Raw genomic sequence first — 17,523 nt, 5'->3', positions numbered from 1 at the left:
TTACGTTCTAATCAGCACTAAAACAACTGCTACTGCCAGCAGAAGTAAAAGCATAATTGTATCTATGCTTCCCCATTTCAATTGACGATACTTTGTACGCCCTTCTCCGCCTTTATAACCCCTTGCTTCCATGGCAATAGCTAGCTCTTCAGCACGCTTAAATGAACCTATAAATAGAGGAACAAGCAAAGGAACGACAGCTTTCAAACGATCCGTAACGGGGCCGCTGCTAAAGTCCACTCCTCGTGCTGTCTGCGCTTTAATAATTTTATCTGTCTCTTCCATCAATGTAGGAATAAAGCGAAGAGAAATGGACATCATTAAAGCTAATTCGTGTACAGGAAGCTTGAGCTTTTTAAATGGATTCAGCAAGCTTTCCATCCCATCTGTTACTTCAATAGGCGTAGTCGTTAAAGTTAGCATCGTCGTAATTAAAATTAAGAACAAGAAGCGCAAGGAAATTAAAACACCTTGAATAAGGCCGCCTTTATAGACAGAAAGCCATCCCCATTCAAACAAAAGAGGACCTTCCTTTGTCATAAAAATGTGCAAAAGAAACGTGATGATAATAATAAACATAACGGGCTTTAACCCTCTTAAAATAAACGAAACGGGCACTTTACTCATGGCCACTATCATAAGGGTATACACACCTAAAAAAGCATAGCCGATAGGGTTATTTGCTAAAAACACAATTAATACATACGCAAATACGAGAAGCAGCTTGGCCCGAGGATCCATTCGATGGACAACCGAATGACCCGGCACATACTTACCAATAATGATTGAGTTCATCATAATCGTTCACCTTGCTGCATAAGGTGCTGCACTTTCTCTACCACTTCAGAAAAGGTAATAACCGTATCCGATGCTTCAAGCTGAAATTTCTCTTGCAGCTTCAGCATAAAGCGAAGCGATTCTGGAACATCCAATCCATATTCTTTTAGCTGCGTATGCTGACCAAACACTTCTCTAGGTGACCCTTTCATCGCAATCGTTCCCTGATTCATCACAATTAGCTCATCTGCGTACATAGCTGCATCTTCCATGCTGTGAGTCACGAGAATCGTCGTCAAGCCTTTTTCTTTATGAAGACGATAAATCATATTCATAATTTCTTGACGCCCTCTAGGGTCCAATCCAGCAGTTGGTTCATCTAAAATTAGCACATTAGGATTCATCGCTAGAATACCTGCTATCGCTACACGACGCATTTGTCCACCACTCAAATCAAAAGGAGATCTGGTTAGAATGTCTTCTGGCAACCCTACTAACTTGATAAGCTCTCTTGCTTTTTGCTTTGCTTCTTCTTCCGAAACGCCATAATTCATTGGTCCAAAAGCTATGTCTTTTTCCACCGTTTCTTCAAAAAGCTGATGTTCTGGAAATTGAAACACCACGCCTACTTGCTGACGAATAGCTTTTAAATTCTTTTCTTTTCGATTGGCTTTAATGGTGCGCTCACCGATTTGAATTTCACCAGCAGTTGGCTTCAATAAGGCATTCAGATGCTGTATGATTGTTGATTTCCCAGAACCAGTATGGCCAATAACAGCCAAAAATGTACCTGATTGAATGTTTAAATTTAAGTCATGTAGAGCAATTCGTTCAAATGGTGTATTAACTTGATAACGATGCTCTACTTCTTTGAATATAATGTCCATAGTTCGTCCACCAAGTCCTCATCTGTTAAATGAATTTTTGATAAAGGAATTCCTACGGAAGCAAAACGATGGCTTAGTTTAACGGAAAACGGCAAGTCTAGTCCAATATCCGTTAACTTGGAACCTAATGCAAATACTTCGCGTGGAGTACCTGTTGCATAGATCTTCCCTTTGTTCATCACAACGACTCTGTCAGCCATTGCTACTTCATCTAAATCGTGAGTAATTGAAATAACCGTCAGTTGTTTTTCTTCTTTTAATTTTCTAACAGTTTCAAGTACTTCAGTTCGCCCAATAGGATCTAACATAGATGTTGCTTCATCTAGAATGATGACAGATGGCTGTACGGCAATTATACCCGCAATGGCCACACGCTGTTTTTGTCCACCTGATAGCTGATGAGGCTCTTGATCCAGAAAAGCACTCATATTGACCATTTCGATTGCTTCAGGTATACGTTTTTCCATAATCTCAAATGGAATCCCGTTGTTTTCAAGCCCAAACGCAATATCGTCTTGAACGGTTGAACCAACAAATTGATTATCTGGATTTTGAAACACCATTCCAATCTGCTTGCGCACATCCCATATTGTTTCTTCAGATAAAAGAGTATCACCCACTCGAACCATTCCTTTTTCAGGTAGCAAAAGACCGTTTAGAATTCGTGCCAGCGTCGACTTACCAGATCCATTATGTCCAGCTATCGCTAACCATTCACCTTTATAAGCAGAGAGAGAAAGGTGATCTAATGTTAGGTCTGCTTCAGGATCGTATCTAAAGCATAAATCTTTTACCTCTAAAGACATTTCTTTCAACGCTATCTTCCTCTCAGCTTTTTCTATTGCAGCATTACCTACATTGATTTTTTACGCTATTTACCCGGTTTTAGGTATAAAAAAAGGGCAACGACTAGTTACACACTGTCTCGCCCTTTTCTATCTGTATTAAAAATATTAAACTAATTCAATGATAACCATTGGAGCACCGTCACCACGGCGAGGTCCAACTTTTAAGATACGAGTGTAACCGCCTTGGCGATCTTCGTAGCGAGTAGCGATATCGCTGAATAGTTTTTGTAAAGCGCTTTGACCAGCTTCTTCGTTAGCTACTTCATTACGGATGTAAGATGCAGCTTGACGACGAGCGTGTAGATCTCCACGTTTACCTAAAGTAATCATTTTTTCAACAGTTGAACGTAATTCTTTTGCACGAGCTTCAGTTGTCTCAATGCGTTCACTGATGATTAAATCAGTTGTTAAATCACGAAGAAGCGCCTTGCGTTGTGCGCTTGTACGACCTAATTTACGGTAAGACATGTGAGGTCCCCTCCTTTGTTAAGTAGTTAAACAGGTAGATATAATCAGTCGTCCTTACGTAGACCCAAACCTAATTCTTCAAGTTTAGCTTTAACTTCTTCTAAAGATTTACGGCCTAAGTTACGAACTTTCATCATATCTTCTTCTGTTTTATTAGCAAGCTCTTGTACAGTATTGATGCCTGCTCGTTTTAAGCAGTTGTAAGAACGAACAGATAAATCCAGTTCCTCGATCGTCATCTCTAGAACTTTTTCTTTCTGGTCTTCTTCTTTTTCTACCATAATCTCTGCTTTTTGAGCTTCATCTGTTAAGTTAACGAAGATATTTAAGTGTTCAGTTAGAATCTTTGCACCTAAAGCAACAGCTTTTTCTGGCTCGATGCTACCGTCAGTCCAAACATCCAACGTTAACTTATCGTAATTTGTCATTTGACCAACACGAGTATTCTCTACATAATACGATACGCGAGTAACAGGCGTATAGATTGAATCAATTGGAAGTACACCAATTGGTTGGTCTTCACGCTTGTTAGCATCGGCAGGATTATAACCTCGACCTGTGCGAGCAGTAAGTCTCATACGGAAATGAGCATCTGACTCAAGTGTTGCAATATGAAGATCCGGATTTAGAACTTCGATATCGCTGTCTGCTTGAATGTCAGCAGCCGTTACTGTACCAGGACCTTTAACATCGATCTCAAGTGTTTTCTCTTCATCAGAGTAAATCTTTAACGCTAACTTTTTAACGTTTAAAATGATGTTTGTTACATCTTCAACAACTCCAGGAACTGTTGAAAATTCATGTAATACACCTTCAATTTGAATAGATGTTACAGCTGCACCAGGGAGTGAGGATAATAGGATACGACGTAAGGAGTTACCCAAAGTAGTACCATATCCACGCTCAAGTGGTTCGACGACGAATTTACCGTACTTTCTATCATCGCTGATTTCTACCGTTTCGATTTTTGGCTTTTCAATCTCTATCAATATAAACCCTCCTTCAAAACGTCGAAACCTCGGCTAGACGGCTGATTTCTCAAATGCCTAACCGAAATTCCCTATTAGACAGTTCCCGAATGTGCACAACAAATGGAAAACATTTCGTTGCATGAATAAATTCTACACCATCATCATTATAGACAACGAAATAGAATCTATACATATTAATTATACACGACGACGTTTTGGTGGGCGGCATCCGTTGTGAGGTACAGGAGTAACATCTCTAATAGCTGTTACTTCTAAACCTGCAGCTTGAAGAGCACGGATAGCTGCTTCACGACCAGCACCAGGGCCTTTAACTGTAACTTCAAGAGTTTTCATTCCGTTATCCATAGAAACTTTAGCAGCAGTTTCAGCAGCCATTTGCGCAGCAAATGGAGTAGATTTACGAGAACCTCTGAAGCCAAGTGCGCCTGCACTAGACCAAGCAATCGCATTACCGTGAACATCTGTAATTGTTACAATAGTGTTGTTAAACGTTGAGCGAATATGAGCTACACCAGCTTCAATATTCTTTTTCACGCGACGTTTACGTGTATTAGTTTTACGTGCCATCTGTTAATGACCTCCCTTACTAATTATTTCTTCTTGTTCGCTACAGTACGGCGTGGGCCTTTACGTGTACGAGCATTGTTTTTACTGTTTTGACCACGAACTGGTAAACTACGACGGTGGCGGATACCACGGTATGAACCAATCTCAATTAAACGTTTGATGTTTAAAGAAACTTCACGACGAAGATCGCCTTCTACTTTATAGCTATCTAAAATATCACGAATTTTACCTAATTCTTCTTCTGTTAAGTCACGAACGCGAGTATCTTCAGAAACTCCAGCTTCAGCTAGAACTTTTTCAGCAGTTGGACGACCAATACCGAAAATGTATGTTAATGAAATTACTACACGCTTGTCACGAGGAATATCAACACCAGCAATACGTGCCATATGAATAGTGCACCTCCTTATTGATTAACCTTGTTTTTGTTTATGCTTAGGGTTTTCACAAATTACCATTACTTTACCTTTTCTACGGATAACTTTACATTTTTCGCAGATTGGTTTAACTGATGGTCTGACTTTCATGTTTCATACCTCCTTGATAGTACGGAGTGCATAGGTTTTATTTGAAACGGTACGTAATTCTACCGCGAGTTAAATCGTATGGTGACAATTCTACAGTTACTTTATCACCAGGTAAGATTCGAATGAAATGCATGCGAATTTTTCCTGATACGTGAGCAAGTACTGTATGACCATTTTCTAATTCTACCTTGAACATAGCGTTAGGTAAAGTTTCAGCAACTGTACCTTCAACTTCAATTACATCGTCTTTTGCCATTAAAGTGCTCTCCTTTCTTTGAAACAGTAACAAGCTATCATTAAACGACTTAAAAAGAACCTGTTCTGAACATCCGGAGATCGTAATCATTAAATTCAAGATGATTGACGCTAATATACATCTTTACCATTTTAACAGCAATTCAGACGAAAAACGATCATCGTGAATTTAGATAATTACTGTTTACTGTCCAGTGCATCTAGCGAGGAATGGATAGAGATAACATCCTTTAACATTACAATGCTGTCAGAATTTCATATCCCGTCTCAGTAATTGCAATAGTATGTTCGAAGTGCGCACACATTTTACCATCTACTGTGACAACTGTCCAGTTATCAGGTAATGTTTTTACATATCGCATACCAGCATTCACCATTGGCTCAACTGCCAATACCATGCCTGGACGTAGACGCGGTCCTTTATTCGGTGGACCATAATGAGGTACTTGCGGATCTTCATGTAAGTCTTTGCCGACCCCATGGCCAACATATTCTCTTACAATCGAAAAGTTACGTGATTCTGCGTACTGTTGAATAGCATGTGAAATATTCGACAAACGCTCACCCGGCTTAGCTTCTGCTAATCCCTTGTAGAGAGATTGCTCAGTCACATCAAGCAGCTCTTGATTTTCTAATGAAATCTTTCCTACTCCATATGTCCAAGCTGAATCACCGTGATAGCCACCGAATTTAGCTCCGATGTCTAAACTGATGATATCTCCTTCATTAAGCTTGCGTTCACCCGGAATACCATGAACTAATTCTTCATTCACAGAAGCACATACACTGCCGCGAAAACCATTATACCCTTTAAAAGACGGAATTGCATCATGTTGACGAATAAAATTTTCAGCAATTGCATCCAATTCTATAGTCGTAATACCTGGAGCGATATGCTTTTTTAACTCTTGATGAGTTAAAGCCACGATTCGTCCAGCTTCACGCATGACCTCAATTTCCTCTGGTGTCTTGCAAATGATCATTGCTTAACCCCAGCAAGTAATTGACGAACATCCTCAAACACGATGTTAATATCTTGATTACCATTAATATTGCGTAGATAACCTTTTTCTTGATAGAACTCAAGTAGAGGTTGAGATTGTTTAACATTAACTGAAAGTCTAGTTGAAACCGTCTCAGCATTGTCATCTGCACGTTGGTAAAGCTCTCCGCCACATTTGTCACAAACTCCTTCTTTCGCAGGAGGATTGAATACTAAGTGGTAAGTAGCTCCGCAATCTTTACAAATGCGGCGTCCAGTAAGACGCTCCATTAAAATGCTTTGATCTACATCAATATTAATCACATAATCAATTTGCTTGTTTAGTTCTTTTGTAATTGTTTCAAGAGCTTCTGCTTGGGCTACTGTTCTTGGGAAGCCATCAAGTAAAAAGCCGTTTTCACAATCTTGTTTGTTTAAACGCTCGCGCACAATTCCAATTGTTACTTCATCAGGAACAAGGTTACCTTGGTCCATAAATGATTTAGCTTTTAAACCTAGTTGCGTTCCTTCTTTAATTGCAGCTCGGAACATATCTCCTGTTGAGATATGAGGGATATCGTAATGCTCAACGATTTTTTCTGCTTGAGTACCTTTCCCAGCACCAGGAAGGCCCATTAACACTAAATTCATTTCTTGCTTCCCCCTCAGTATCTTATCCGTTTAATGGGAAAGCAGCTTGCTTCCCACTAAACAGCTTTACTTAATAAATCCCTTATAATGGCGTTTCACTAATTGACTCTCAAGCTGTTTCATTGTCTCAAGAGCTACACCGACAACAATTAACAAACTAGTACCGCCGATCTGAGCAGATGATGGTAAGTTTGCAATTTTGATGAACAGAACCGGCAACACAGCAATTAACGCAAGGAATATCGAACCGATTAATGTCAGACGATATAACACTTTCGTTAAATAAGCTTGTGTGCTTTTACCAGGACGGATGCCTGGGATGTAGCCACCTTGCTTTTTCAAGTTCTCTGCTACTTGTTCAGGGTTAACTTGAACAAATGTATAGAAGTAACAAAAAGCAATGATTAACGCTACATACACTATCATACCAATTGGCTTAGTATAGTCAAATGTATTCTGAATCCACGTCGTTACATCATTTGGACCGAAAAATGATGCAATTGTTGGTGGTGTGATAATAAATGAAACTGCAAAGATAACAGGAATAACCCCAGCAGCATTTACTTTTAACGGTAAATGAGTGGATTGACCTCCAACAGGATTACGACCAGCTGAACCCTTTGCATATTGAATAGGAATTTTTCGTAGCGCTTGTTGGAAGTAAATAACCCCAACAATAATAGCTAAAACTGCAATCGCAATTAAAACTACCGTTACGATACGAATGAATAATTGATCCCCAACGTCTTCAAATTGCTGTGCATAAATTTGATTTAATGTTGTCGGAATACCAGCTGCAATCCCAGCAAAGATAATGATAGAAATACCATTGCCTACGCCTTTTGCAGTAATCTGCTCTCCTAACCACATTAAGAAGGCAGTACCTGCCGTTAACACTGTAGCAATTAGAAGATACGTAGAAATTCCTGGATTAGCGATCAATTGTCCGCCCGAAATATTGTTGAATCCTATAGACATACCTAAAGCCTGGATAAATCCAAGCACAATTGTTCCATAACGAGTTACTTGAGCTAATTTACGGCGCCCAACATCTCCCTGCTTTGACCATTCTGTAAACTTAGGTACAACATCCATCTGCAATAATTGGACGATGATGGATGCTGTAATATAAGGCATAATGCCCATAGCAAGAATGGAGAAGTTTTTTAACGCGCCGCCGCCAAATGTATTCAGAACTCCGAATACATTTAACCCATCTTGCAATTTTAGTACATCCGTATTAACACTAGGTACAGGAATAAATGTACCAATTCGGAAGACAATTAACATTAACAAAGTGAAAAAGATTTTTTGTCTTATTTCACGCACGCGCATTAAATTGGAGATTGTTTGAAACATTAGATCACCTCAACTGTACCGCCAGCAGCTTCGATAGCTTCTTTAGCAGTTGAAGAGAATTTAGCAGCTTTAACAGTTAGCTTAGAGTTTAACGTACCGTTTCCTAGTACTTTAACGCCAGCTTTTGCTTTGCTTACTAAACCAGTTTCGATTAATAATTCTGGTGTTACTTCAGTTCCATCTTCAAAACGGTTAAGAGCTTCTAAATTAACGATCGCGTATTCTTTGCGATTGATATTAGTGAACCCACGTTTTGGAAGACGACGGAATAAAGGAGTTTGACCACCTTCGAAGCCAGGTCTTACGCCACCGCCAGAGCGAGCGTTTTGCCCTTTGTGACCTTTACCTGAAGTCTTTCCGTTACCTGAACCAGTACCACGACCTACACGGTTACGTACTTTACGTGAACCTTCAGCTGGTTTCAATTCATGAAGTTTCATTCCGGAGCACCTCCTTAGAGTGACAATTTATACTTATTGCTCTTTTACTGTAACAAGGTGAGCTACTTTGTTAATCATTCCGCGAATTGCAGGATTATCGTCTTGAACGACAGTTTGATTTAACTTACGTAGGCCAAGTGTACGAACAGTTACACGTTGATCTTCTGGACGACCAATTACGCTACGAGTAAGGGTAATTGCTAGTTTGTTTGCCATTCTATATCCCTCCCTTATCCTAACAGTTCTTCTACAGTCTTGCCACGTAGTTTTGCAACATCTTCAGCACGTTTTAGGTTAGCTAAACCGTTAAGAGTTGCACGTACCATGTTGATTGGAGTATTTGAACCTAAAGATTTAGATAGAATATCACTTACGCCAGCCAATTCTAATACCGCACGAACTGGACCACCAGCGATAACTCCTGTACCTTCAGAAGCAGGTTTTAAGAAAATTTGACCTGCACCAAATTGTCCAAGGATTTCGTGTGGAATAGATGTACCAACCATAGGTACAGTAATTAAGTTTTTCTTCGCATCTTCAATTGCTTTACGGATTGCATCTGGTACCTCTTGTGCTTTACCAGTACCGAATCCAACGTGACCGTTTTTGTCACCAACTACAACTAATGCAGCGAAGCGGAAACGACGTCCACCTTTCACAACTTTAGCTACGCGGTTAACGGTAACAACACGTTCTTCAAGCTCTAATTTATTTGGATCAATACGACGCATGATTTTCCCTCCTTTTACAATTAGAATTGTAATCCAGCTTCACGAGCAGCGTCAGCTAATGCTTTAACACGGCCATGATATAAATAACCGCCACGGTCGAATACTACTTCGTTTACACCTTTTTCTACTGCGCGTTTAGCGACTAATTCGCCAACTTTGATAGCAGCTTCAGTGTTACCAGTGCTTTCTAAAGTCAGGTCTTTATCTAACGTTGAAGCACTTGCGATTGTTACTGAATTTAAATCGTCGATAACTTGTGCGTAAATATGTTGATTAGAACGGAACACGTTTAAACGCGGACGAGTTGCAGTTCCAGATAACTTCGCACGAACACGAGCATGTCTTTTTTTACGAACTTTGTTTTTATCAAGCTTCGTGATCATTTCGGGCACTCCTTTCTTTTACCTAACCGGCATTACTTCTTAGCAGTTTTACCTTCTTTACGACGTACATATTCGCCTTCGTAACGAATACCTTTACCTTTGTAAGGCTCTGGTGGACGAACGTCACGAATATTTGCAGCTAATGCACCTACGCGTTCTTTATCAATACCTTTAATAACGATCTTAGTTTGAGAAGGAACTTCGATTTCGATTCCTGTTTCAGGAGTAATCTCAACTGGGTGAGAGTATCCAACGCTCAATACTAATTTGCTACCAGATTTTTGTGCACGGTAACCTACACCGACTAATTCTAAACCACGTTCGAATCCTTTAGTAACACCTTCAACCATGTTACCTAAAAGGCTACGAGTAGTTCCGTGAAGAGCGCGGTGCTCTTTATTGTCGCTAGGACGATTAACAACTAATACGTTGTCTTCAACTTTAATTTCGATTTCAGGGTGGAATGTACGAGTTAATTCACCCTTTGGTCCTTTTACAGTTACAGTGTTGCTCTCGTTCGTAACTGTAACACCTGCTGGAAGTTCTAAAGGCTTTTTACCAACACGTGACATAGTTACACCTCCATTCACATTTAAAACTTATTACCAAACGTACGCTAATACTTCTCCACCAGTTTGCTTTTGACGAGCTTCTTTGTCAGTTAAAACACCTTGAGAAGTAGAAACGATTGCGATACCTAAACCGTTAAGTACACGTGGTACTTCGTTAGTTTTTGCATAAACACGTAGACCAGGTTTACTGATACGTTTTAAGCCTGTAATTACACGTTCGTTATTTGAACCGTATTTTAAGAAGATACGGATAATACCTTGTTTGTTGTCTTCGATGTATTCTACATCACGTACGAAACCCTCACGCTTAAGGATTTCTGCAATTTGCTTCTTAATGTTAGAAGCAGGAACTTCAATTTTCTCATGACGAACCATGTTCGCATTGCGGATACGAGTTAGTAAATCTGCAATAGGATCAGTCATTACCATATTAATTTACCTCCTTCCCAAACTTGGGTTTTACCAACTAGCTTTTTTAACACCAGGAATTTGACCTTTATAAGCAAGCTCACGGAAACAAATACGGCAAAGCTTGAATTTACGTAGTACTGAGTGTGGACGTCCACAACGTTCGCAACGTGTATACTCTTGTACTTGGAATTTTTGCTGGCGTTTTTGCTTCGCAATCATTGATTTTTTAGCCACATTTTCGCCTCCTCTGCTTAACGTTGGCAGTTATTACTTCTGGAATGGCATACCGAACTGAGTTAAAAGCTCACGAGCTTCTTCATCAGTGTTTGCTGTTGTAACAATAACGATATCCATACCACGAACTTTAGTTACTTTATCATAATCGATCTCTGGGAAGATCAATTGTTCTTTAACACCTAACGTGTAGTTTCCACGACCATCAAATGCTTTTTTAGATACACCACGGAAATCGCGCACACGTGGAAGTGATACTGATACTAGTTTATCGAAGAATTCGTACATACGCTCGCCGCGTAAAGTAACTTTCGCACCGATTGGCATACCTTCACGAAGACGGAAACCAGCGATAGATTTTTTCGCACGAGTTACAACAGGTTTTTGACCAGTGATTTCAGCTAGTTCTTCAACAGCGTTATCTAAAGCTTTTGAGTTAGAAACAGCATCACCGATACCCATGTTGATTACGATCTTGTCGATTTTTGGCACTTGCATTACAGATTCATAATTAAACTTGCTAACTAGAGCAGGAGTAATCTCTTTTGTAAATTTCTCTTTAAGACGGTTCATGTGAACTAAACCTCCCTTCACATTTCATTAATTATTTATCTAAAGTTTCACCAGATTTTTTTGCTACACGTACCTTTTTGCCATCGATAACTTGGTACCCAACACGAGTTGGCTCACCAGATTTAGGATCCAACGGCATTACGTTTGATACGTGGATAGGTGCCTCTTGGCTAACGATTCCACCTTGTGGATTTACTTGAGAAGGTTTAGAGTGTTTTTTCACAACGTTCACGCCTTCAACAAGTACACGGTCTTTCTTTGGGAAAGCTGCAAGTACTTCACCTTGCTTACCTTTGTCTTTACCAGAGATAACCACTACTTTGTCGCCCTTTTTAACATGCATCCTATTCGCACCTCCTTAAAAGGCATTTTGTATTTGTTCTATATATCAATTAGATAACTTCTGGAGCTAATGATACGATCTTCATGAAGTTGTTATCACGTAATTCACGAGCAACTGGTCCGAAGATACGAGTACCACGTGGTCCTTTGTCGTCACGGATGATTACGCAAGCATTTTCGTCGAAACGGATGTAAGAACCGTCAGTACGGCGAACACCACTTTTTGTACGTACAACAACAGCTTTAACAACGTCACCTTTTTTAACAACGCCTCCTGGTGTTGCTTGTTTCACCGTACAAACGATAACATCACCAATGTTTGCTGTCTTGCGACCTGAACCACCAAGTACTTTAATAGTAAGTACCTCACGTGCACCAGAGTTGTCTGCAACTTTTAAACGAGATTCTTGTTGAATCATGTACGAAACCTCCCTTCGGATGAATCATTCTTATCCGATCTATCTTAACTATTAGATGATAACAGCTTTTTCTACAACTTCTACTAGACGGAAACGTTTAGTAGCTGATAACGGACGAGTTTCCATGATCTTCACGATATCGCCTAGTTGAGCTGTATTGTTTTCATCGTGAGCTTTGAATTTCTTTGAGTATTTTACACGCTTGCCATAAAGCGAATGCTTTTTGTAAGTTTCAACAAGAACAGTAACAGTCTTATCCATTTTGTCAGAAACTACGCGGCCAGTGTAAACTTTACGTTGGTTGCGTTCACTCATTCTGAAAGCCTCCTCTCAGACTTAATTATTTATTAGCAGCAATCTCTCTTTCACGAACTACAGTTTTCATACGAGCGATCGATTTGCGCACTTCGCGAATACGAGTAGTATTCTCTAATTGTCCAGTCGCTAATTGGAAACGAAGGTTAAACAACTCTTCTTTTAAAGCCTTAACTTTTTGTTCAATTTCAGCAGTGGTAAGGTCACGAATTTCATTAGCTTTCATTAGAATCACCACCAATTTCTTCACGTTTTACAAACTTACATTTTACAGGTAGCTTGTGTGCAGCTAAACGTAAAGCTTCACGTGCAACCTCTTCAGATACACCTGAAATTTCAAACATTACTTTTCCAGGTTTAACAACTGCTACCCAACCTTCAGGAGCACCTTTACCAGAACCCATTCGGACTTCTAGAGGCTTAGCAGTATAAGGTTTAGAAGGGAAAATTTTAATCCATACTTTACCGCCACGTTTCATGTAACGAGTCATTGCGATACGAGCAGCTTCGATTTGACGGTTTGTAATCCAAGAAGCTTCAGTAGCTTGTAAACCGAATTCACCGAAATGTACTTCCGTACCACCTTTAGCGCGTCCACGCATTTTTCCGCGGTGTTCGCGACGATATTTAACGCGTTTTGGTAATAACATAATTATTTTCCTCCTTCCTCAGTTTTCTTTTTAGTAGGAAGAACCTCTCCACGATAGATCCATACTTTCACACCAAGTTTACCATAAGTAGTATCTGCTTCAGCGTGAGCATAGTCAATATCAGCGCGAAGTGTATGAAGTGGAACTGTACCTTCACTGTAATATTCAGAACGAGCAATATCAGCTCCGCCTAAACGACCAGATACCATTGTTTTGATACCTTGTGCGCCAGCACGCATACTACGTTGGATAGCTTGCTTTTGAGCACGACGGAATGATACACGGTTCTCAAGTTGGCGAGCGATGTTTTCAGCTACTAGTTTAGCATCTAAATCTGCTCGTTTAATTTCAAGGATGTTAATGTGTACACGCTTGCCTGTTAATTGGTTAAGAGCTTTACGAAGTGATTCTACTTCAGTACCACCTTTACCAATTACCATACCAGGTTTTGCAGTGTGGATCGTTACGTTTAAGCGGTTAGCAGCGCGTTCGATTTCAACTTTAGAAACAGCTGCATCGTTTAAACGTTTAGCGATATATTCACGTACTTTTAAGTCTTCATGTAATAAGTCAGCGTAGTCTTTGCCAGCGAACCATCTTGATTCCCAATCACGGATGACACCGACGCGAAGACCGACCGGATTTACCTTTTGACCCATGAATTATCCCTCCTTCTTTTCTGATACCACGATTGTGATGTGGCTTGTGCGCTTGTTAATTTGGCTTGCACGTCCCATAGCGCGTGGACGGAAACGTTTTAAAGTTGGACCTTCGTTAACAAAAGCGTCAGTAATAACTAAATTGTTAGCGTCCATTTCATAATTGTGTTCTGCATTGGCAATAGCAGATTTTAATACTTTCTCAACGACTGGAGAAGCAGCCTTTGGCGTGTGAAGTAGCACTGCTAGCGCTTCACCCACTTGCTTACCTCGAATTAAATCTACAACTAAACGAACTTTACGAGGAGCAATACGTACTGTTCTCGCGACAGCTTTAGCTTGCATTTAAAAGCCTCCTCTCATATTAGCGTCTTGTTTTCTTATCATCACTTGCGTGACCTTTGTAAGTACGAGATGGTGCGAATTCACCAAGTTTGTGACCTACCATGTCTTCAGTAACATAAACTGGTACATGTTTACGACCGTCATATACAGCAATTGTATGACCAATGAACTGAGGGAAGATAGTTGAACGACGAGACCAAGTTTTTACTACTTGCTTGCTGTCAGTTTCGTTTAACTTCTCAATTTTGTTGATTAAATGGTCATCTACAAAAGGTCCTTTCTTTAAGCTGCGACCCATAAATGAACCTCCCTTCGTGATTGTCCTACGGTTCGTTTGAACCGTAGCTCAATCCCGTTATTTTTTACGACGACGAACGATAAATTTATCGGATTTGTTTTTCTTCTTACGAGTTTTGTAACCAAGTGTTGGTTTACCCCATGGACTCATTGGAGACTTACGTCCGATTGGAGCACGTCCTTCACCACCACCGTGTGGGTGATCGTTAGGGTTCATTACAGAACCACGTACAGTTGGACGGATACCTAACCAACGAGAACGACCGGCTTTACCGATGTTGATTAACTCGTGTTGTTCGTTACCAACTTGACCTACAGTTGCACGACAAGTTGCAAGAATCATGCGTACTTCACCAGAAGTTAAACGTACTAATACGTATTTACCTTCTTTACCAAGTACTTGAGCAGATGTACCTGCAGAACGAACTAATTGTCCACCTTTACCAGGTTTCAATTCGATGTTGTGTACTACTGTACCAACAGGAATGTTAGCTAAAGGAAGCGCGTTACCTACTTTAATGTCAGCTTCAGGACCTGACATAACTTCTAAACCTACTTTTAGGTTTTTAGGAGCAAGGATGTAACGTTTTTCACCATCAGCATAATGAATCAATGCGATGTTAGCTGAACGGTTTGGATCATATTCGATTGTAGCAACGCGTCCAGGTATTCCATCTTTATCGCGTTTAAAATCGATGATACGGTATTGACGCTTGTGCCCACCACCTTGGTGACGAACAGTCAATTTACCTTGGTTGTTACGACCACCTTTTCTCTTGACAGGTGCAAGTAACGATTTTTCTGGTTTGTCAGTAGTAATTTCAGCGAAATCAGAAACTGACATGCCACGACGACCATTTGAGGTTGGTTTATACTTTTTAATCGCCATCTCAATTTCCCTCCTTCTCTAGTAATCTTAAGCTTCGAAGAATTCGATTTCGTTGCTCTCTTGAGTTAGTGTTACTACCGCTTTACGACGACGGTTAGTAAGACCACTGTAGCGACCTACACGCTTGAATTTACCTTTGTAGTTCATGATGTTTACTTTTTCAACTTTTACGTCAAAGATTTTTTCGATAGCATCTTTAACCTCAGTTTTATTAGCTCTTACATCAACATCAAACGTATATTTTTTCTCAGCCATTAAGTCTGTTGAACGTTCTGTAATTACGGGGCGCTTAATAATATCACGAGGATCTTTCATTATGCAAGCACCTCCTCTACTTTTTCAACTGCGTCTTTAGTGATTACAAGCTTATCATGGTTCATAACGTCTAATACGCTTAAACCATTAGCTGCAACAACTGTTACACCAGGAATATTACGTGCTGAAAGTGCAACGTTTTCGTTAAGATCAGCAGTTACTACTAATGCTTTGCGTTCTACTGTTAGGTTTTTAAGAACTGCTACCATTTCTTTTGTTTTTGGAGCATCAAAAGAAAGAGCTTCAAGAACAACAATGCTGTTATCTTGAACTTTAGTTGATAATGCAGACTTAATTGCTAAACGACGAACTTTTTTAGGTAATTTGTAGCTATAGCTTCTTGGAACTGGGCCAAATACTACGCCACCACCACGCCATTGTGGAGAACGGATAGACCCTTGACGAGCACGACCAGTACCTTTTTGACGCCATGGCTTACGGCCACCGCCTCTTACTTCAGAACGATTTTTAACTTTAGAAGTACCTTGACGTTGAGATGCGCGTTGCATTACGATCGCGTCGAAAAGTACTTTGTTGTTTGGTTCGATACCGAAAACGGCATCTTGAAGTTCGATTTCTCCAACGTTTTCACCGTTTTGGTTAAACAATGCTACTTTTGGCATTGGTTATTCCTCCTTTCTCGAAGAATTATTATTTAGATTTAACTGCAGATTTAACAGTAACTAGAGATTTTCTAGCTCCTGGCACATTACCTTTTACTAATAAAAGATTGCGTTCTGCGTCAACTTTAACGATTGATAAATTTTGCACAGTGATGCGCTCTCCACCCATGCGTCCTGGTAATAATTTACCTTTGAATACGCGGTTTGGAGCTACAGGACCCATTGAACCTGGGCGACGGTGGTAGCGAGAACCATGAGACATTGGTCCGCGAGATTGTCCGTGGCGTTTAATAGCACCTTGGAAACCTTTACCTTTTGAGATTCCTGTTACATCAATTACATCGCCTTCTGCGAAAATATCAACCTTGACTTCTTGACCAACTTCATATGCTGAAGCGTCCACACCGCGTAACTCACGGATGAAGCGCTTAGGAGCAGTATTAGCTTTAGTAGCATGTCCTTTTGCAGGTTTGTTAGATAGTTTTTCACGGATATCTTCGAAACCTAATTGGATTGCTTCGTAACCGTCTGTCTCAGCGTTTTTAACTTGAAGAACTACGTTAGCAGAAGCTTCAATTACTGTTACTGGGATCAAGTCACCATTTTCAGCAAATACTTGAGTCATACCGATCTTTCTTCCTAAGATTCCTTTGGCCATTAGTCACACCTCCTAAGTATCTTTTCATTCTTTATTTTAAATTAAAGTTTAATTTCGATATCTACACCAGATGGTAAGTCTAAACGCATTAATGAATCAACAGTTTGTGGTGTTGGATTCACGATATCAATTAAGCGTTTATGCGTGCGCATTTCGAACTGCTCACGAGAATCTTTATATTTGTGTACTGCACGTAGAATTGTATAAATTGATTTTTCAGTCGGTAATGGAATCGGACCAGATACAGCCGCACCAGAACGTTTTGCAGTTTCTACGATTTTCTCAGCAGATTGATCAAGAATTCTGTGATCATATGCTTTTAAACGAATGCGAATTTTTTCTTTTGCCATTATT

General features: G+C 40.0%; 33 protein-coding genes. All 33 read right to left on the bottom strand.

Features of this window, described 5'->3' with window-relative positions; genetic code table 11:
• Positions 1 to 798: an energy-coupling factor transporter transmembrane protein EcfT gene (locus Q5794_RS00835; RefSeq protein ID WP_195781456.1), complete on the bottom strand. Its 798-nt coding sequence runs from the start codon at positions 796 to 798 to the stop codon at positions 1 to 3.
• Positions 795 to 1,664, bottom strand: coding sequence for an energy-coupling factor ABC transporter ATP-binding protein (locus Q5794_RS00830; protein ID WP_192998139.1), 870 nt, complete (start codon positions 1,662 to 1,664; stop codon positions 795 to 797). The genes Q5794_RS00835 and Q5794_RS00830 overlap by 4 nt, the downstream gene beginning before the upstream one ends.
• Complete coding sequence (locus tag Q5794_RS00825) at positions 1,640 to 2,479, bottom strand: energy-coupling factor ABC transporter ATP-binding protein (RefSeq protein ID WP_214988713.1); 840 nt, start codon at positions 2,477 to 2,479, stop codon at positions 1,640 to 1,642. The genes Q5794_RS00830 and Q5794_RS00825 overlap by 25 nt, the downstream gene beginning before the upstream one ends.
• A 138-nt stretch (positions 2,480 to 2,617) precedes the next feature.
• The gene (gene rplQ, locus Q5794_RS00820) at positions 2,618 to 2,980 is read right to left on the bottom strand and encodes a 50S ribosomal protein L17 (RefSeq protein WP_013054953.1); all 363 of its coding nucleotides are present in this window, start codon (positions 2,978 to 2,980) and stop codon (positions 2,618 to 2,620) included.
• A 44-nt stretch (positions 2,981 to 3,024) separates the two neighbouring features.
• Positions 3,025 to 3,969, bottom strand: a complete 945-nt coding sequence (locus Q5794_RS00815) for a DNA-directed RNA polymerase subunit alpha (protein WP_013054952.1) — start codon at positions 3,967 to 3,969, stop codon at positions 3,025 to 3,027.
• Positions 3,970 to 4,149: 180 nt separating this feature from the next.
• Positions 4,150 to 4,539: a 30S ribosomal protein S11 gene (rpsK, locus tag Q5794_RS00810; RefSeq protein ID WP_214988714.1), complete on the bottom strand. Its 390-nt coding sequence runs from the start codon at positions 4,537 to 4,539 to the stop codon at positions 4,150 to 4,152.
• A gap of 23 nt (positions 4,540 to 4,562) precedes the next feature.
• Positions 4,563 to 4,928: a 30S ribosomal protein S13 gene (gene rpsM, locus Q5794_RS00805; protein WP_013054950.1), complete on the bottom strand. Its 366-nt coding sequence runs from the start codon at positions 4,926 to 4,928 to the stop codon at positions 4,563 to 4,565.
• 24 nt (positions 4,929 to 4,952) lie between these two features.
• Positions 4,953 to 5,066, bottom strand: coding sequence for a 50S ribosomal protein L36 (gene rpmJ / locus Q5794_RS00800; RefSeq protein ID WP_003156543.1), 114 nt, complete (start codon positions 5,064 to 5,066; stop codon positions 4,953 to 4,955).
• A gap of 37 nt (positions 5,067 to 5,103) precedes the next feature.
• Entirely contained in the window at positions 5,104 to 5,322 is a 219-nt protein-coding gene (gene infA, locus Q5794_RS00795) for a translation initiation factor IF-1 (protein WP_010285101.1), read from the bottom strand.
• A 235-nt stretch (positions 5,323 to 5,557) separates the two neighbouring features.
• Positions 5,558 to 6,304 (bottom strand): type I methionyl aminopeptidase, encoded by a 747-nt coding sequence (gene map / locus Q5794_RS00790; protein ID WP_014462024.1) that lies wholly within the window; start codon positions 6,302 to 6,304, stop codon positions 5,558 to 5,560.
• Positions 6,301 to 6,954 carry an adenylate kinase gene (locus Q5794_RS00785; RefSeq protein ID WP_209150825.1) on the bottom strand — a complete coding sequence of 218 codons (654 nt, stop codon included), beginning with the start codon at positions 6,952 to 6,954 and terminating at the stop codon, positions 6,301 to 6,303. The genes map and Q5794_RS00785 overlap by 4 nt, the downstream gene beginning before the upstream one ends.
• 66 nt (positions 6,955 to 7,020) lie before the next feature.
• Positions 7,021 to 8,313 carry a preprotein translocase subunit SecY gene (gene secY, locus Q5794_RS00780; protein ID WP_013054947.1) on the bottom strand — a complete coding sequence of 431 codons (1,293 nt, stop codon included), beginning with the start codon at positions 8,311 to 8,313 and terminating at the stop codon, positions 7,021 to 7,023.
• Positions 8,313 to 8,753, bottom strand: a complete 441-nt coding sequence (gene rplO, locus Q5794_RS00775) for a 50S ribosomal protein L15 (protein ID WP_013054946.1) — start codon at positions 8,751 to 8,753, stop codon at positions 8,313 to 8,315. Before rplO ends, secY begins: the two co-directional genes overlap by 1 nt.
• 33 nt (positions 8,754 to 8,786) lie before the next feature.
• The gene (rpmD, locus tag Q5794_RS00770; RefSeq protein WP_013054945.1) at positions 8,787 to 8,969 is read right to left on the bottom strand and encodes a 50S ribosomal protein L30; all 183 of its coding nucleotides are present in this window, start codon (positions 8,967 to 8,969) and stop codon (positions 8,787 to 8,789) included.
• Between the two features lie 14 nt (positions 8,970 to 8,983).
• Positions 8,984 to 9,484, bottom strand: coding sequence for a 30S ribosomal protein S5 (gene rpsE, locus Q5794_RS00765; protein ID WP_116077804.1), 501 nt, complete (start codon positions 9,482 to 9,484; stop codon positions 8,984 to 8,986).
• Between the two features lie 20 nt (positions 9,485 to 9,504).
• On the bottom strand, positions 9,505 to 9,867 hold the full coding sequence (gene rplR, locus Q5794_RS00760; RefSeq protein WP_013054943.1) for a 50S ribosomal protein L18: 363 nt from the start codon (positions 9,865 to 9,867) through the stop codon (positions 9,505 to 9,507).
• A 32-nt stretch (positions 9,868 to 9,899) separates the two neighbouring features.
• Positions 9,900 to 10,439 carry a 50S ribosomal protein L6 gene (gene rplF, locus Q5794_RS00755; protein ID WP_013054942.1) on the bottom strand — a complete coding sequence of 180 codons (540 nt, stop codon included), beginning with the start codon at positions 10,437 to 10,439 and terminating at the stop codon, positions 9,900 to 9,902.
• A 30-nt stretch (positions 10,440 to 10,469) separates the two neighbouring features.
• Positions 10,470 to 10,868 carry a 30S ribosomal protein S8 gene (rpsH, locus tag Q5794_RS00750; protein ID WP_013054941.1) on the bottom strand — a complete coding sequence of 133 codons (399 nt, stop codon included), beginning with the start codon at positions 10,866 to 10,868 and terminating at the stop codon, positions 10,470 to 10,472.
• A gap of 30 nt (positions 10,869 to 10,898) precedes the next feature.
• Entirely contained in the window at positions 10,899 to 11,084 is a 186-nt protein-coding gene (locus tag Q5794_RS00745) for a type Z 30S ribosomal protein S14 (RefSeq protein ID WP_013054940.1), read from the bottom strand.
• Positions 11,085 to 11,117: 33 nt separating this feature from the next.
• Complete coding sequence (gene rplE, locus Q5794_RS00740; protein WP_013054939.1) at positions 11,118 to 11,657, bottom strand: 50S ribosomal protein L5; 540 nt, start codon at positions 11,655 to 11,657, stop codon at positions 11,118 to 11,120.
• A 31-nt stretch (positions 11,658 to 11,688) separates the two neighbouring features.
• Positions 11,689 to 12,000: a 50S ribosomal protein L24 gene (gene rplX / locus Q5794_RS00735; protein ID WP_013054938.1), complete on the bottom strand. Its 312-nt coding sequence runs from the start codon at positions 11,998 to 12,000 to the stop codon at positions 11,689 to 11,691.
• 49 nt (positions 12,001 to 12,049) lie between these two features.
• The gene (gene rplN, locus Q5794_RS00730) at positions 12,050 to 12,418 is read right to left on the bottom strand and encodes a 50S ribosomal protein L14 (RefSeq protein WP_013054937.1); all 369 of its coding nucleotides are present in this window, start codon (positions 12,416 to 12,418) and stop codon (positions 12,050 to 12,052) included.
• Positions 12,419 to 12,469: 51 nt separating this feature from the next.
• A complete protein-coding gene (gene rpsQ / locus Q5794_RS00725) occupies positions 12,470 to 12,733 on the bottom strand; it encodes a 30S ribosomal protein S17 (RefSeq protein ID WP_013054936.1) in 264 nt (87 codons plus the stop codon).
• 25 nt (positions 12,734 to 12,758) lie between these two features.
• Positions 12,759 to 12,959 (bottom strand): 50S ribosomal protein L29, encoded by a 201-nt coding sequence (rpmC, locus tag Q5794_RS00720; protein WP_013054935.1) that lies wholly within the window; start codon positions 12,957 to 12,959, stop codon positions 12,759 to 12,761.
• Positions 12,949 to 13,383, bottom strand: a complete 435-nt coding sequence (gene rplP, locus Q5794_RS00715) for a 50S ribosomal protein L16 (RefSeq protein WP_013054934.1) — start codon at positions 13,381 to 13,383, stop codon at positions 12,949 to 12,951. The genes rpmC and rplP overlap by 11 nt, the downstream gene beginning before the upstream one ends.
• A 2-nt stretch (positions 13,384 to 13,385) precedes the next feature.
• Positions 13,386 to 14,042: a 30S ribosomal protein S3 gene (gene rpsC / locus Q5794_RS00710; protein ID WP_013054933.1), complete on the bottom strand. Its 657-nt coding sequence runs from the start codon at positions 14,040 to 14,042 to the stop codon at positions 13,386 to 13,388.
• A gap of 3 nt (positions 14,043 to 14,045) precedes the next feature.
• The gene (gene rplV, locus Q5794_RS00705) at positions 14,046 to 14,387 is read right to left on the bottom strand and encodes a 50S ribosomal protein L22 (protein ID WP_013054932.1); all 342 of its coding nucleotides are present in this window, start codon (positions 14,385 to 14,387) and stop codon (positions 14,046 to 14,048) included.
• 19 nt (positions 14,388 to 14,406) lie between these two features.
• The gene (rpsS, locus tag Q5794_RS00700; protein ID WP_013054931.1) at positions 14,407 to 14,685 is read right to left on the bottom strand and encodes a 30S ribosomal protein S19; all 279 of its coding nucleotides are present in this window, start codon (positions 14,683 to 14,685) and stop codon (positions 14,407 to 14,409) included.
• A gap of 57 nt (positions 14,686 to 14,742) precedes the next feature.
• Entirely contained in the window at positions 14,743 to 15,573 is an 831-nt protein-coding gene (gene rplB, locus Q5794_RS00695; protein ID WP_013054930.1) for a 50S ribosomal protein L2, read from the bottom strand.
• 27 nt (positions 15,574 to 15,600) lie between these two features.
• The gene (gene rplW / locus Q5794_RS00690; RefSeq protein ID WP_013054929.1) at positions 15,601 to 15,888 is read right to left on the bottom strand and encodes a 50S ribosomal protein L23; all 288 of its coding nucleotides are present in this window, start codon (positions 15,886 to 15,888) and stop codon (positions 15,601 to 15,603) included.
• A complete protein-coding gene (gene rplD, locus Q5794_RS00685) occupies positions 15,888 to 16,511 on the bottom strand; it encodes a 50S ribosomal protein L4 (protein ID WP_013054928.1) in 624 nt (207 codons plus the stop codon). Before rplD ends, rplW begins: the two co-directional genes overlap by 1 nt.
• A gap of 28 nt (positions 16,512 to 16,539) precedes the next feature.
• Entirely contained in the window at positions 16,540 to 17,169 is a 630-nt protein-coding gene (gene rplC, locus Q5794_RS00680; protein ID WP_013054927.1) for a 50S ribosomal protein L3, read from the bottom strand.
• Positions 17,170 to 17,210: 41 nt separating this feature from the next.
• On the bottom strand, positions 17,211 to 17,519 hold the full coding sequence (gene rpsJ / locus Q5794_RS00675) for a 30S ribosomal protein S10 (RefSeq protein WP_013054926.1): 309 nt from the start codon (positions 17,517 to 17,519) through the stop codon (positions 17,211 to 17,213).
• Positions 17,520 to 17,523 lie beyond the last annotated feature (4 nt).

The organism is Priestia megaterium (assembly GCF_041941685.1).
Lineage (GTDB): Bacteria > Bacillota > Bacilli > Bacillales > Bacillaceae_H > Priestia > Priestia megaterium_C.
Note: the sequence above shows the minus strand (reverse complement) of the source record. Positions and strands in the feature narration are given on the sequence as shown.

What these genes read in the sequence shown, in the direction of transcription:
- rpmJ (WP_003156543.1), bottom strand. Translation starts at nt 5,066, where the DNA reads ATGAAAGTCAGACCATCAGTTAAACCAATCTGCGAAAAATGTAAAGTT.
- rpsK (WP_214988714.1), bottom strand. Translation starts at nt 4,539, where the DNA reads ATGGCACGTAAAACTAATACACGTAAACGTCGCGTGAAAAAGAATATT.
- rpsS (WP_013054931.1), bottom strand. Translation starts at nt 14,685, where the DNA reads ATGGGTCGCAGCTTAAAGAAAGGACCTTTTGTAGATGACCATTTAATC.
- rplV (WP_013054932.1), bottom strand. Translation starts at nt 14,387, where the DNA reads ATGCAAGCTAAAGCTGTCGCGAGAACAGTACGTATTGCTCCTCGTAAA.
- rpmD (WP_013054945.1), bottom strand. Translation starts at nt 8,969, where the DNA reads ATGGCAAACAAACTAGCAATTACCCTTACTCGTAGCGTAATTGGTCGT.
- Q5794_RS00785 (WP_209150825.1), bottom strand. Translation starts at nt 6,954, where the DNA reads ATGAATTTAGTGTTAATGGGCCTTCCTGGTGCTGGGAAAGGTACTCAA.
- rplB (WP_013054930.1), bottom strand. Translation starts at nt 15,573, where the DNA reads ATGGCGATTAAAAAGTATAAACCAACCTCAAATGGTCGTCGTGGCATG.
- rplN (WP_013054937.1), bottom strand. Translation starts at nt 12,418, where the DNA reads ATGATTCAACAAGAATCTCGTTTAAAAGTTGCAGACAACTCTGGTGCA.
- rplQ (WP_013054953.1), bottom strand. Translation starts at nt 2,980, where the DNA reads ATGTCTTACCGTAAATTAGGTCGTACAAGCGCACAACGCAAGGCGCTT.
- rpsM (WP_013054950.1), bottom strand. Translation starts at nt 4,928, where the DNA reads ATGGCACGTATTGCTGGTGTTGATATTCCTCGTGACAAGCGTGTAGTA.
- rplC (WP_013054927.1), bottom strand. Translation starts at nt 17,169, where the DNA reads ATGGCCAAAGGAATCTTAGGAAGAAAGATCGGTATGACTCAAGTATTT.
- rplX (WP_013054938.1), bottom strand. Translation starts at nt 12,000, where the DNA reads ATGCATGTTAAAAAGGGCGACAAAGTAGTGGTTATCTCTGGTAAAGAC.
- rplW (WP_013054929.1), bottom strand. Translation starts at nt 15,888, where the DNA reads ATGAAAGATCCTCGTGATATTATTAAGCGCCCCGTAATTACAGAACGT.
- rpsE (WP_116077804.1), bottom strand. Translation starts at nt 9,484, where the DNA reads ATGCGTCGTATTGATCCAAATAAATTAGAGCTTGAAGAACGTGTTGTT.
- infA (WP_010285101.1), bottom strand. Translation starts at nt 5,322, where the DNA reads ATGGCAAAAGACGATGTAATTGAAGTTGAAGGTACAGTTGCTGAAACT.
- rplP (WP_013054934.1), bottom strand. Translation starts at nt 13,383, where the DNA reads ATGTTATTACCAAAACGCGTTAAATATCGTCGCGAACACCGCGGAAAA.
- Q5794_RS00835 (WP_195781456.1), bottom strand. Translation starts at nt 798, where the DNA reads ATGATGAACTCAATCATTATTGGTAAGTATGTGCCGGGTCATTCGGTT.
- rplF (WP_013054942.1), bottom strand. Translation starts at nt 10,439, where the DNA reads ATGTCACGTGTTGGTAAAAAGCCTTTAGAACTTCCAGCAGGTGTTACA.
- rplO (WP_013054946.1), bottom strand. Translation starts at nt 8,753, where the DNA reads ATGAAACTTCATGAATTGAAACCAGCTGAAGGTTCACGTAAAGTACGT.
- Q5794_RS00830 (WP_192998139.1), bottom strand. Translation starts at nt 1,664, where the DNA reads ATGGACATTATATTCAAAGAAGTAGAGCATCGTTATCAAGTTAATACA.
- rplR (WP_013054943.1), bottom strand. Translation starts at nt 9,867, where the DNA reads ATGATCACGAAGCTTGATAAAAACAAAGTTCGTAAAAAAAGACATGCT.
- rpsH (WP_013054941.1), bottom strand. Translation starts at nt 10,868, where the DNA reads ATGGTAATGACTGATCCTATTGCAGATTTACTAACTCGTATCCGCAAT.
- rplE (WP_013054939.1), bottom strand. Translation starts at nt 11,657, where the DNA reads ATGAACCGTCTTAAAGAGAAATTTACAAAAGAGATTACTCCTGCTCTA.
- rplD (WP_013054928.1), bottom strand. Translation starts at nt 16,511, where the DNA reads ATGCCAAAAGTAGCATTGTTTAACCAAAACGGTGAAAACGTTGGAGAA.
- rpsQ (WP_013054936.1), bottom strand. Translation starts at nt 12,733, where the DNA reads ATGAGTGAACGCAACCAACGTAAAGTTTACACTGGCCGCGTAGTTTCT.
- rpsJ (WP_013054926.1), bottom strand. Translation starts at nt 17,519, where the DNA reads ATGGCAAAAGAAAAAATTCGCATTCGTTTAAAAGCATATGATCACAGA.
- rpsC (WP_013054933.1), bottom strand. Translation starts at nt 14,042, where the DNA reads ATGGGTCAAAAGGTAAATCCGGTCGGTCTTCGCGTCGGTGTCATCCGT.
- rpmC (WP_013054935.1), bottom strand. Translation starts at nt 12,959, where the DNA reads ATGAAAGCTAATGAAATTCGTGACCTTACCACTGCTGAAATTGAACAA.
- secY (WP_013054947.1), bottom strand. Translation starts at nt 8,313, where the DNA reads ATGTTTCAAACAATCTCCAATTTAATGCGCGTGCGTGAAATAAGACAA.
- map (WP_014462024.1), bottom strand. Translation starts at nt 6,304, where the DNA reads ATGATCATTTGCAAGACACCAGAGGAAATTGAGGTCATGCGTGAAGCT.